This is a genomic window from Runella sp. R0.1_18 (assembly GCF_057652155.1).
Window position 1 is genome coordinate 83,741 of the sequence record NZ_JBYFCK010000016.1, and the last position, 12,292, is coordinate 96,032.

11 protein-coding genes are annotated in these 12,292 nt (G+C 43.2%); 6 read left to right on the forward strand and 5 right to left on the reverse strand.

All coding sequences use genetic code 11. The annotated features are described in order from the left end of the window. Positions 1–34: 34 nt before the first annotated feature. Both AC23P2_RS23260 and AC23P2_RS23265 read right to left on the reverse strand, forming a co-directional pair. Positions 35–1,105: a FecR family protein gene (locus tag AC23P2_RS23260; RefSeq protein ID WP_487775423.1), complete on the reverse strand. Its 1,071-nt coding sequence runs from the start codon at positions 1,103–1,105 to the stop codon at positions 35–37. Positions 1,106–1,180: 75 nt separating this feature from the next. Next, positions 1,181–1,765 carry an RNA polymerase sigma factor gene (locus tag AC23P2_RS23265; protein WP_487775424.1) on the reverse strand — a complete coding sequence of 195 codons (585 nt, stop codon included), beginning with the start codon at positions 1,763–1,765 and terminating at the stop codon, positions 1,181–1,183. Positions 1,766–1,965: 200 nt separating this feature from the next. Between AC23P2_RS23265 and AC23P2_RS23270 the strand changes: the two genes are divergently transcribed. Continuing rightward, positions 1,966–3,432, forward strand: a complete 1,467-nt coding sequence (locus AC23P2_RS23270; protein ID WP_487775425.1) for an MFS transporter — start codon at positions 1,966–1,968, stop codon at positions 3,430–3,432. A 101-nt stretch (positions 3,433–3,533) separates the two neighbouring features. Beyond that, entirely contained in the window at positions 3,534–4,553 is a 1,020-nt protein-coding gene (locus AC23P2_RS23275) for a glycoside hydrolase family 43 protein (RefSeq protein ID WP_487775426.1), read from the forward strand. A gap of 202 nt (positions 4,554–4,755) precedes the next feature. On the opposite strand, the gene AC23P2_RS23280 is transcribed toward AC23P2_RS23275, so the two are convergent. Next, positions 4,756–5,442: an NUDIX hydrolase gene (locus tag AC23P2_RS23280; protein WP_472489384.1), complete on the reverse strand. Its 687-nt coding sequence runs from the start codon at positions 5,440–5,442 to the stop codon at positions 4,756–4,758. A 187-nt stretch (positions 5,443–5,629) separates the two neighbouring features. On the opposite strand from AC23P2_RS23280, the gene AC23P2_RS23285 reads away from it, so the two are divergent. Further along, positions 5,630–6,613, forward strand: coding sequence for a metallophosphoesterase family protein (locus AC23P2_RS23285; RefSeq protein ID WP_487775427.1), 984 nt, complete (start codon positions 5,630–5,632; stop codon positions 6,611–6,613). A gap of 61 nt (positions 6,614–6,674) precedes the next feature. Here AC23P2_RS23285 and AC23P2_RS23290 read toward each other — a convergent pair whose 3' ends face one another. Continuing rightward, positions 6,675–8,408, reverse strand: coding sequence for a PQQ-dependent sugar dehydrogenase (locus AC23P2_RS23290; protein WP_487775428.1), 1,734 nt, complete (start codon positions 8,406–8,408; stop codon positions 6,675–6,677). Positions 8,409–8,553: 145 nt separating this feature from the next. Between AC23P2_RS23290 and AC23P2_RS23295 the strand changes: the two genes are divergently transcribed. Further along, positions 8,554–10,071, forward strand: a complete 1,518-nt coding sequence (locus AC23P2_RS23295; RefSeq protein ID WP_487775429.1) for a glycoside hydrolase — start codon at positions 8,554–8,556, stop codon at positions 10,069–10,071. A 59-nt stretch (positions 10,072–10,130) separates the two neighbouring features. On the opposite strand, the gene AC23P2_RS23300 is transcribed toward AC23P2_RS23295, so the two are convergent. Beyond that, entirely contained in the window at positions 10,131–10,577 is a 447-nt protein-coding gene (locus AC23P2_RS23300; protein ID WP_487775430.1) for a T9SS type A sorting domain-containing protein, read from the reverse strand. Between AC23P2_RS23300 and AC23P2_RS23305 the strand changes: the two genes are divergently transcribed. Both AC23P2_RS23305 and AC23P2_RS23310 read left to right on the forward strand, forming a co-directional pair. Then, complete coding sequence (locus tag AC23P2_RS23305) at positions 10,520–10,831, forward strand: transposase (protein WP_487775431.1); 312 nt, start codon at positions 10,520–10,522, stop codon at positions 10,829–10,831. The two genes, AC23P2_RS23300 and AC23P2_RS23305, sit on opposite strands and share 58 nt — an antisense overlap. Before the next feature lie 515 nt (positions 10,832–11,346). After that, positions 11,347–11,799, forward strand: coding sequence for a DDE-type integrase/transposase/recombinase (locus AC23P2_RS23310; RefSeq protein WP_487775432.1), 453 nt, complete (start codon positions 11,347–11,349; stop codon positions 11,797–11,799). Positions 11,800–12,292 lie beyond the last annotated feature (493 nt).

Genomic DNA, 12,292 nt, shown 5'->3' on the forward strand with positions numbered 1-12,292 from the left:
TTAATAGATAGGTTAAAGAAAGAATGAACAACAACTAATTACAGCCTTGGCTGTGAATAATCACTTTATCATCAACGACTTCATAGGTTGCTTCAATGGTAAGACAGATTAATCGGATTTTTTCAAGAAATGGTACATCATTAAGTTGCCCCGTAAACGTACATGATCGTAGTTTTTCGTGGTCGTACTGAATCGGGAGGTAATATGCTTCTTGCAATTGGCTAAAAATTTCCGAAACAGGCGCAAACTCATAAGTAAACTGTTGATTGACGATGGCAGCGGGGTTTTCGGCTAAATTGTCGCTCGTTTTTTGAATTACTTCGTTGGTTTTGGTGCCAATACTCAGTTGCTGGTGTTCGGTCAAAAAAGTCGGTTTATTGGGTGCTGCCACCGACGTAACCGCCACTTTACCCGATTTTACTTTTACCAACGCCACGGTTTCGCTTTCAAAAGAACGAACTTGAAAACTCGTCCCTAACACTTTGGTAGTGAGACTATTGGTATAAACAAAAAATGGTTTTTGGGCATCTTTGGCTACTTCAAAAAAGCCTTCGCCTTGCAAAAACACTTCTCGTTTGGTTTTACTTATTACTTTCCGAAAACGCACACTACTTCCCTGCGACAATACGACTGAAGAATTATCGGGCAATAAAACCACCATTGGCTGCTGACTCGTATTATTTACCAACGTCCACTTTCCTTCCTCCAATGCCTTTTCTTCACTTCTGGACGTTAAGGTAACCTCTTGCGGCTTAGGCAAGAATTGGTACCAAGTGGCAAGGCCAATAACAATCGCTGCCGCTACCCAGCGTACCCATGTCCAACCCAATAGCGGTTTGATATTACTGAAAGGTTCATCGGGAATTGAGGCCAAAATTTGGTCTGTTTTTAGGGCTACTTCGTCGTCCGTGAGATTATCCTCTTTACCTTCAATCAGTAAGAAAGCCGCAACGGCCTGTTCGTACAAATCTCTTTTTTCGGGATACACTTGAAGCCATTCTTCCCAAAACCAACGGTCTTCCCGACGTCTCTCCTTCATCCATCGTTGGAAGACCTCATTGTCGAGCAGTTCGGTAACAGAATGTAGATTGGGAAATGATTTCATTTGGTACTTTTCTACTATTTTTAATGATAGTATGAAGATACCTAAACGAGATACCCTAATTAAGTTTAATTTTTTTTAGAAGAAAAGGCAAATGAGCCAATAAAGGGGAGCAACCAACCAACGGCTACGCAATTTGGTCAGTGCTTTTTGTAGAAAATTAGAAACCGACTGACGGTTGACATTCATTGTTTCGGCAATTTCTGCCACCGACAGGTTTTCGTAATACTTTAAGTATAGCGCTTCGCGTTCGCGGGCAGGAAGCGTATCTAGTTGTCGTTTGAGTTCATTGATTTGAAACAGAGCCACTTCTTCCTGAATAAGAAGCGTTTCAACATCTATTTCTTTCGGCAAAGCCGTATCCCAATCGGGTTCTTGGTGGGTAAAATGTTTTTCAATCCGTAAAAACTGAATAATATGGCTCCGCAACGATTTCAGCAGATAATGTTTGACCGAACAGGTGTCATTGATTTGAAGCCGATTTTGCCACAGTTGCAAAAATAAATCCTGAATACAATCCTCGACCGCCGCTTCATCAATCATAAACTTTAGACCATAGCGCCGCAACGTACGATAATAACGCTCGACAATCATGCCAAGCGCCTGCTTATCGCCTTCTCGATATGATTTCCATAGAACATGGTCTTGAACTGAAGAAGCCATAGTGAAATCGAGCTAATATAATCAAACAAAGATTTTTTGTGAATAGTCTAACAAAAGTAATAAAGTTTTGTAATCTTATGGTAATATTTACAATAAGATGTAATTTATTTTTTTGAGGCTAAAAAAATTACCAATACAATATAGTAAAAAATACCATAAGTCCGCTTATGCTTCCAATTAACCTTTAACGGACACTACCAATGAATTCCAGTAATCAGCAACTTTCGGTCATTGAAAAAATCGGTTACAGTCTCGGAGATTTGGCTGCCAACCTCATTTTTCAGACTTTAATGACCTTTTTGGCGTATTTCTACACCGATGTTTACAAAATCCCTGCGGGTACAGCCAGTATCATCATTTTTGTAGGAGGTTTGTTGGGTGCCTTCTTTAATGTCTTGATGGGTCTCATTGCCGACCGCACCAACACGCGCTGGGGGAAATTTCGTCCGTGGATTATCTGGACTTCCTTACCTTTTGGAATCATTTCTTTGTTGGCTTTCTCTACGCCCAATTTTGGCGACACGGGCAAAGTGATCTACGCCCTCACCACCTATCTATTGCTCGTGATTGTGTATTCGGCCAATAACCTGCCCTATTCGGCGCTGAGTGGCGTCATTACGGGTGATATGAAAGAGCGAAATAGCCTTTCGTCCTATCGTTTTGTGGCCGTGATGGTTGCCCAATTTATCATTCAATCGCTGCTTCTTCCTTTGGCGTTATCGTTGGGGCACGGAAACAAAGCCGTTGGGTTTGAAAAAGTGATGCTCTTTTTTGCCATTGTAGGCGTGATTTGTTTTTGGATAACTTTTTTAACCACCAAAGAGCGTATAGTACCGCCCTTTGAAGAGAAAAATTCCATTAAGCAAGATTTAACTGACCTTATTAAGAACAAGCCTTGGGTTATTATGCTGTTGGTGACCATTCTCATTTTTGTCACCTTAGCCCTCAAAGGCGGTATGTACATTTATTATTTTAACTACTACCTCGACCACGCCGCCCAAGCAGCTTACCTCGATTCCATTGGTTTTAACGATTTTATTCGGGGCTTAAACGCCACCATTACGGGTTTAGGCTTAGGGAAGTTTGAGTGGCCCGAAGACGCCCCCACTTCAGCCAACAGCGTTTTTAATGCGGGAGGAATTATTTTTATGATTGTCGGAATCATGTTCTCTAAACCACTGGCCGACCGTTTTGGAAAAAGAAACATCTTTGGAATTTTCTTGGCGCTGTCGGCGCTGTGTTTATTGATGTTTAATTTTTATTCCAAAGACAGTATTGGCCTCGTTTTTTTTACTCAAATTCTCCACGGCTTTACCTATGGCGTGACGATTCCGTTGCTTTGGGCCATGATTGCCGACGTGGCTGACTATTCGGAGTGGAAAAACAACCGACGCGCTACTGCTATTATTTTTTCTGCCATGATTTTTGGTCTGAAAGCGGGACTCAGTATTGGAGGATCGCTTGGCGCAGGAATTTTATCAAATTATGGATATGTAGCCGAACAAACCGAACAAACGGCAGGTGCTGTCAATGGCATTAAAATGGCCGTGAGTATTTACCCTGGATTGATTTTTCTCGTAAGCGTCGCTTTGTTGTTTTGGTACGAAATCAACAAAACGATGGAAGTACAAATTGAGGCTGATTTGAAGGAAAAACGTCAGCGATGAGGTTTAGGCTTCTCCGAAAATAGACTTCTCCTTCGTCGAAGTGACAAAGATTTCGTCGAAGTGACAAAGGTTAATTACAGCAATTAATAAAAAATAATAAAATGCCAGAAGATAGCATCGAGCACATTGATTTTGAAAAACTTAACGAACGAGCCATTTCGCAACCGTTGGTTTCGCATTTGTTTACGGCCGACCCATCGGCACACGTTTTTGACGGGAAAATTTACATTTATCCTTCCCACGACATTGACGCAGGCATTCCGTTTAATGACAACGGCGACCATTTTGGTATGGAAGACTACCACGTTTTTTCGATGGAATCAGTGAATAGTGAAGTCGTTGACCACGGAGTGGCGCTGCACGTAAACGATGTTCCGTGGGCCGAACGGCAGTTGTGGGCGCCCGATGCCGCGCACAAAGACGGTAAATATTACCTTTATTTCCCTGCCAAAAATCACGAAGGAATTTTTCAAATTGGGGTGGCCGTTTCAACATCACCAACAGGGCCGTTTGTCGCCGAAAAATCACCAATAAAAGGTAGTTACAGCATTGACCCTGCGGTATTTGAAGACACTGACGGAAGTTATTATTTGTACTTTGGTGGCATTTGGGGTGGACAATTACAAAAGTACCGCGACAACGTCTATGACGCTGAAAATCAAGAACCATTGGCTCACGAAACGGCACTTTGTCCAAAAATTGCCAAGCTAACCGATGATTTGTTGGAGTTAGCCGAAAGCCCGCTGGACGTAGAAATTCTGGATGAAGCAGGAAATTTGTTGTTGGCTGGGGACAATGAGCGTCGTTTTTTTGAAGCGCCTTGGCTCCATCGCTACAATGGCAAGTATTATTTTTCGTATTCGACGGGCGATTCGCACTACATTTGCTACGCCACGGGTGATTCGCCTTACGGGCCTTTTACGTACCAAGGCCAAATTCTTCAACCCGTGGTGGGATGGACAACGCACCACTCGATTTGTGAAGTAGCTGGTAAATGGTATCTTTTTTACCATGATTCGAGCTTATCAGAAGGCGTTACGCACCTCCGAAGCATCAAAATGACGGAGATTTTTTACGATGCCGAGGGAAAAATTCAACCGATTAAGCCCTACATCGTCTGACTATCGTCTGACGATGACTCAACAGTCAGGCACGTTGGTGCTCAAGAGTTTGGTTTTCGGTCTGACTATCGTCTGACCGTGTACTAAGTCAGACGATAGTCAGACGATAGTCAGACGATATACCCGCAAGGCTTTCGGTCTGACTATCGTCTGACCGAAAACTATACTGTAGCCCTTGGTCAGACGATAGTCAAACCGAGGGCTACACTTCAAACGTAAATCCTTTTTCTAGGAGTTTATTATACACATTTTCATCGAACCGATACAAGGTGGCGGCGCGGTGCGATACGTCTTGTTGGCGTTCTTGGGTGTCCACCAATAGGTTCATTTTCAAAAACTTCTTTCTAAAATTCGATTTGTCGAGTTTTTGTCCCAGAATCGCCTCGTAGAGTTCGAGCAATTGTAAAAGCGTGAATTTGGCAGGGAGCAGGTTGAATCCGATGGGTTCATGCTGGATTTTATGTTTCAAAAAATCGAGGCAATCCTCAAAGATTTTGTTGTGGTCAAAAGGCATGGTCGGAACTTCTTGGATGTTAAACCAAGATACGTCGGCTTCGGTGGGTCCTGGATGCAACTCAAATTTTTCGATATTGACCAAAGCATAATAGGCAATCGTGATGACCCTCCGAGGAGAAAATCGACGAACTTCACCAAAGGTTTTAAACTGCTCTAAATAGATATTCTCCACGGAAGTCTGCGACGACAAAATTCGGCCTGCGGCTTCGTCGATACTTTCATTGTATTTTATCCAACTTCCTGGCAAAGCCCATTGACCCAAAGTAGGCCCGATTCCGTGTTTGACCAAAAGAATAGAAAGCTGGGCATCCTTAAATCCAAAAATAAGGCAATCAATAGACAGGGCGTCTATAATCTCGTCGGTGAAATTCAAGAGGAATGACGGTTTGATGAAACAACTTCGTTAATGAGAGTAAAGATAGTACGGCTAATTGATAACATTCCCTTAATTTCCCTTGTTTTATTTTTGGCACAAATAAAAACGTGTTCAATAGGACACTTTCACCATTAAAACGTATTAAATCCACAACCGTAATTTTTTGTCTAACTTAACCATTTATATGAAAAACAGATTTATTTCTCTCTCTGTCGTTCTTTTATTTATCCTCTCTGCCGTTCAGGCCCAAGAATTAAAATTCCGCTCCGACAGCACTTTCCGCATTGTTCAGTTTACCGATTTACACTACAAAGCAGGGGCAGAACCATCCAAAAAATCCATTTCGATGATGCGCACCACACTCGACGAACAAAAACCTGATTTGGTGGTTTTTACGGGCGATGTGGTCGTCAGTGCTCCTACAAAACAAGGCTGGGACGAAGTGTTGGAAGTTGTGATTTCGCGCAAGATTCCATACATCGTTACGCTGGGAAATCACGACGACGAAAGCGAAATGAAGCGGGCCGAAGTAGCTGCTTATGTAGCCACGAAACCTTATCTTTTGAACAAAATACCGTCGATTCCAGGGGTAGATGGTTACTTGAATGCAGCGATTACTGTCAAGGGAAAATCGGGAGCCAACGCGGCGATTCTTTACGCGATGGATTCGCACGCTTATTCAAAAATAAAGAAAGTCGATGGCTACGGCTGGTTTAATCATAATCAAGTTGATTGGTTTCAAAAAACCAGTGCCAAGTTCAAAGAAACCCAAAAAGACACCCTGCCTGCCTTGGCCTTTTTTCATATTCCGTTGCCTGAATACCGAATGGCGTTTGATAACATCAAAAATCGTCGCCGTGGCGTCCGTTACGAAAATGAGTGTCCGCCAAGTATCAATTCAGGGATGTTTGCCGCGATGGTACAATCGGGAGACGTGTTGGGTACGTTTGTAGGGCACGACCACGTAAACGACTATTTAGTAGAGTATTACGGTATCGCCTTGACGTACGGTTGTTTCTCAGGAAGTGAAAATACCTATTTGCGTACCAAAAATGGCGCTCGCATCATTGAATTAAAAGAAGGTAAAAAGCAGTTTTCGACCTATATTCGAGAATTTGACGGAGCTATTTTATATCCTGTCACGTTTCCATTTGCGACCAAAAAATAGCGTCTGATAAAATACAGAAGGGGTGTTGTGAGCAGTTTTTTGCAGCAACACCCCTTTCTTCTTATTTGGCCTTTCGCGAAAAACCTACTACTTGATAAAGTTTTCCGTCGGCTTTGGTAAAAACATACATTTCGTTATCTAAACCAACCCCAATGTGTGGGTCGGGTTTGGCGGGAGAGAGCAGTTGAAAAAAGTCGGTAGGCTGGCTGTTAATTAAAATTTCAACTTCTTGAATATGAGCGTTTTTACCTTGAACGAAATGAGCATTTTCTGCCACAAAAACCCGCCCGTTGTTGATGTCCGTAAACACATATTTACCTTGTAAATCAGGATTGACTTTGCCTTGATACACAAACCCTCCCCCAATGGCTTTCCCTTCGTCGTGGTCGTACTGCATGATGGGATAGGTATATTTTTGGGGAGGTTCGTTGGCGGGTAGTGGAAATACTTTGTCCATTCGTCCGCGCGGATTAATCACAAACGTTCCTTCGCGGTCGGGCCAGCCGTAATCTGCCCCTGCTTTTCCAAGGTTCAACTCTTCGATGTTGGTTTGTCCAATGTCAGTAATGAGCATTTTTCCATCAGGACTCCACGTAATACGGTTGGGGTTGCGAAACCCTCGGCAAAACACTTCTTTGACCGTAGTCGATGAAGTGGCATTGAAAAATGGGTTACTTTCAGGAATACCATAACGACCATTTCGGCTATTTGTCCCTAGCGGGTCAATGCGCAACACCGAACTCCACGCTCCGTTGGTACTATTACAAATTTGAGGAAAACCGTTTTCGGAAGCGCCGCCGTCACCAATCCCGATGTACATCAAACCATATTCATTATCCCCTGCTTTGGCCAGCGGATTAAAAGTAATCTCTTGCATTCCGTGAATGGGCGAAACCATGTTAATACGAAACAACTCACGCCCTTTGACCGAAAAAGGAATGGTACCCGTATTGGCGATTTTCCACTCCGTAACTACCCATTGCAAAGTAACTTTGATGGAATCAGCATAACGAAAATCGGCCAAAGCACTGTTAGCTTTTTCGGTGTGCGTGGTGTATAACAGGCCATTTTTATAAAAATCAGGGTGAAACGCAAAGCTTCCCAAGCCCGTAGCTAACCCAGGAGACGAGATAAACTGAGGCCGTTCTTTACGAATATCTAAGGCAATATTCCACTGATTATTAATAAGTTCATACAAAACACCCTGTAAATCAGAGACAAAAACGCGGTCTTTTTCACCCTTCACAACGAGCATTTTGTTGATGCGCGCCAAGGGAGCTTTGGGGCCTGTGACAGGGGCAGTCGAAAGGTAGCGAAGTTGCATTTGCCAACCTTCCTTTTTAATCTTTTCGGGTAACGGATCCAACACGGCACCAACCGCTTCTTTATCGCGGGCTAACTCTTTTTGGTTTTTATGGATGAACGCCAAAATAGCCTCAATTTCAGCTCCTTTGAGCTGAGTAAACGGGGGCATGACTTGCTTATATTCTTCAAAAAGTTTGGTTAGGCGGGCATCTCCGCTGGCAAGCACTTCGGGGGCATTGTGGATGACTTTTTTCAGCCAATCGGCGGGTAATTCGGTGGTGGCTCGTTCCAAACTTGGCCCTATTCCTTTTTGAAGAAAATTATGACAAGTGGAGCAATTAGCCTGAAAAAGTTGCTGCCCTTTGGCCAGTGTTTTGGCATCAGTAGTGTATGAATTTTGGGCAAAAACATTCCATTGACTCAAGAAAATGGCAAACAATAGCCAATAAGAACTCTTTTTAAAAAAGGGTGTGAGATTTTGTTGAAGCATGTTGTGAACAGATTTCCTTAAAAAGGAAGCAGAAGCAGGTGCATACTCAACTGGATTGAATGGGCTTCGTTTTCTATAAAAATTCAGAAATATTGAGGGGACTCTACTTAGCGGTAAAAACGTACCCCTTCCTACTTATAGGGCTATGAAACCTATTCTGTACGTACTTGCTTTGTTTTGCTGGCTAACGAGTTATGGCCAAAAAGAAAAATCCCCAGATTTAGCTGTTCAAATCGTCATAAATCCCAGTGTTACCTACCAAACCATCGAGCATTTTGGGGCATCCGATGCGTGGTCTTGTCAATTTGTGGGACAGTGGCCCGATGCCAAACGCAATGCCATCGCCGATTTGTTGTTTAGCCGCGAAATGTCGCCCAACGGACAGCCAAAAGGCATTGGGCTTTCGCTTTGGCGCTTCAACCTTGGGGCTGGAACGACCGAACAAGGCGCCAACAGCGGAATCAAAGACGAATGGCGGCGGGCTGAGTCTTTTTTACGACCCGACGGTACCTACGATTGGGACAAACAGGCGGGGCAACGCTGGTTTTTAGAAGCAGCCAAGCAGCGGGGCGTGCCTTATTTTTTGGCTTTCCCCAACAGTCCTCCCGTTTCATTTACAACCAATAGCAAAGGTTTTGCCACCAATAAAACCCCTAACCTTAACCCCGAACGATATGACGATTTTGCAGATTTTATGGCCAAAAGCTTAAAAGGTATTCAAGAAAAAACGGGGGTAAGTTTCAACTACATCAGCCCTGTCAACGAACCACAGTGGGATTGGAGCGATGGAGGCCAAGAAGGAACACCCTTTTATAACCAGCAGATAGCGGGTATTTGTCGCGCCTTAAACAAAGCCCTGGTAAACAACAAGTTATCGACTCAAATCAACGTTGCGGAAGCAGGTCAACTGGAGTTTTTGTATTCTGAGCACGGTCGGGCAGGCAAAGGCAATCAAATTCAGGCATTTTTTGACAAAAACTCTCCCGATTATCTTGGCGATTTGTCACAACTGACGCGGGCTATTTCGGGGCATAGTTACTTTACCTCTTCGCCCTATGACAAGGCGGTCAACGTTCGTAAACAAGTACTGACCGAACTGAACAAGCAGCAGGAGCTACGGTACTGGATGTCAGAATATTGCATTTTGGGGGACAACGACGGCGAAATTAATGGCTCAGGAAAAGACCTTGGAATGAATCCTGCGTTGTACGTGGCAAAATTGATTCATAACGACCTGACCCATGCCAACGCGACGGCCTGGCATTGGTGGCTGGCCATTTCACCCTACAATTACAAAGATGGCTTGATTTACATCGACAAAAACAAGAACGACGGCAACTTTCAGCCTTCCAAAATGCTATGGGCGCTGGGTAATTACAGCCGATTTATCCGTCCAGGAGCCATTCGAGTAGATGTGACGTTAAGCCAAACCAACCAAGCGTTGTACGTATCGTCTTATAAAAATACGGATGGGCGATTGGTAACCGTTATTGTCAATGCGAGTGATATTCCTGTCGCTATACAACCTAACGTAATCTCCAAAAAACGAACCCGCTGGGAAGCATTTACGACTTCCGAAAACGAAGATTTGACCCCAACGCCTTTTTCTTCAAAATCATTGATAATCAAAGAAAAAAGCATTGTTACGTTGGCAGAGAAGTAGTCTTTAAGGCAATAATAAAGCCCTCAACAAGTTAGTCGAGGGCTTATCATCTAAGAGCGCTACAATTTCACTACTTTCAACACCGCCCTTTTCTCAGGCGTTGTCACCTTCATAAAATACATACCCGTCGGTAGCTCACTTACCCCAAACTCCTCTTGGTGACTGTTGGTTTCGGGAATAAAAGTCCGACTTAGCAATTGACGGCCCGCAGCATCCAATAACGTAGTTTGCACAACTTGCCCTTTGCTGTCTTGCACTTGAAGGCGAAGAACATTCGTGACAGGGTTAGGCATGACTTGCGGAAAAACGTTATCAGTGGATTTTAGATCCCTCCGGGATGACAAAGTAGTTGCCATTTCCCGCGCTGCTCCCACACCTACGCCATCTTTCGATTGGATTCTGAACCAGTATTCGTGGTAAGCAAGCACATTTCCTTGGGGTTTGCGCGTTGCAGGATAAAGGCCAAGCCCTTTTTGATCCCAGTAGCGGATGCTTAGTTTATACAACCCTTTGGGCAATCCTGCATCATAGACATTGCCTCCTGCCCCATTATCTAGGTAAAAACCGAAAGCTGGGTGGTTGGGGGAATACCTCTACGGGCTGGTTTTATGGAATAAAAATGCACCTCATTATCAATAATTTAGGAGAGGTTGTACAAATTTGCTTCACAACAAGAAGTTGCTCAGATACTAATATTTCCACTCTTTTTACCTTCGCAAGGATCTTGCTGGGTGGGTATTTGGCGACAAGGGCTATTTGATGCATGAAGCCAAAATGGCATTTATTGAGTACAAAAATGAGGTCGATTTCTTTGCCAAACCACGCAGTAATGCAAAGAAAAAATCAGCCAAAGAAATTCCTCTATAAGCCCAAAAGATGGCTAAAAAAAGACCTCATTCAACGAATGCTTTTACGCATTCATTGGCTGCTATATGTGCCTACTCGTTTTATCGAAGAAAACCCAAAGTTAGTATAGCACTACCACTGGAATTAGGGCAGTATTGCCCCCAAATGGCTGCTTAAATTTGAAAAGTTCACGTTAAAGATAAATTCAACTTTGGGAAAATACGAATTTGCTCTCACCTTTTTCAGCATTATCAAATTAAGACCTGCTAGAGTTGCTCGAATATTAAAGAAAAATCAGTGTGCGCCTATCAAACGCTATCGCAAACGACAATCATTTATCCGTTATAGCCGTCCTGTGCCCGGAGATCGGGTACAAATTGATGTATGCAAGATAAAAAACGGGCTTTATCAATATACGGCTATTGACGATTGCAGCGACTGACGCCCGGTCGATTTAGAGTTCTTCATACTTATAAACGTAAAACAGCAGCTAACACCCTGGATTTCCTTGAACGGCTTCTTGAACAATTCCCTTATCCCATTCAACGTATTCAGACAGACCGAGGAAGAGAGTTTTTTGCCTACCTATTTCAGGAGAAATTAATGGAATACAGTATAAAGTTCAGGCCAATTAAACCTCGCTCTCCTCATTTGAATGGAAAAGTAGAACGGAGCCATCAAACAGATCTACAGGAGTTTTATCAAACAGCGGATTTAAAAGATCCACAACTCAACGACCGACTGGAAGAATGGCAATTCTATTATAAACGCTTCGGCGTCCCGGTATCAACGTTCTCACAGTTCTTTAAATGGCAAAACACCTGCTCAGGCAGCAGCCGAAAAGTCAGCAGAAGCACCATTTTGGGAAGACGTTATTGCTAAATATGACCCACAGAAAGAACGGATTAGAGAACAGGCTTATGAACGGGATAAAAAATCGCTTTCTTAAAGAAAAAAGCAAAATCATAGTTTTATACAATTTTCTCAGGCCTGTCGCTGTAGCGTATCTATGGAACCACTACAGCTTTGTCCCCCTTTTTCTACTAAAATTTCGCCTCTCTGAGGCTTTTTTTAAATGCGTTTCCCCTGTATTTTTTAAAGATTTTTGCTAAAACTCCCCCCTTCCACACCCAATCCGTCCAAATCCGTGTTGGAACATCCGTTTCATCCGTGTTCCCACCTCTGCGCCAAATTCTTTGTAGTTGTATGTTTTTTTATTCAAAAAGCTTTTCTATATTAGCACTGTAAAAACTCAACACAACAACGTTAGAAAAAACTCGTACTACTTAGGCTCACATACGCCTACACGCATTCCCCCGCCCTCACGGGCATTTCCCTTAATTTTAACAACGTTTTATGAAAAAGAACCCAAACA

Coding starts and splice junctions, on each gene's coding strand:
- AC23P2_RS23260 (WP_487775423.1), bottom strand. CDS start 1,105: ATGAAATCATTTCCCAATCTACATTCTGTTACCGAACTGCTCGACAAT.
- AC23P2_RS23270 (WP_487775425.1), top strand. CDS start 1,966: ATGAATTCCAGTAATCAGCAACTTTCGGTCATTGAAAAAATCGGTTAC.
- AC23P2_RS23290 (WP_487775428.1), bottom strand. CDS start 8,408: ATGCTTCAACAAAATCTCACACCCTTTTTTAAAAAGAGTTCTTATTGG.
- AC23P2_RS23295 (WP_487775429.1), top strand. CDS start 8,554: ATGAAACCTATTCTGTACGTACTTGCTTTGTTTTGCTGGCTAACGAGT.
- AC23P2_RS23275 (WP_487775426.1), top strand. CDS start 3,534: ATGCCAGAAGATAGCATCGAGCACATTGATTTTGAAAAACTTAACGAA.
- AC23P2_RS23285 (WP_487775427.1), top strand. CDS start 5,630: ATGAAAAACAGATTTATTTCTCTCTCTGTCGTTCTTTTATTTATCCTC.
- AC23P2_RS23265 (WP_487775424.1), bottom strand. CDS start 1,765: ATGGCTTCTTCAGTTCAAGACCATGTTCTATGGAAATCATATCGAGAA.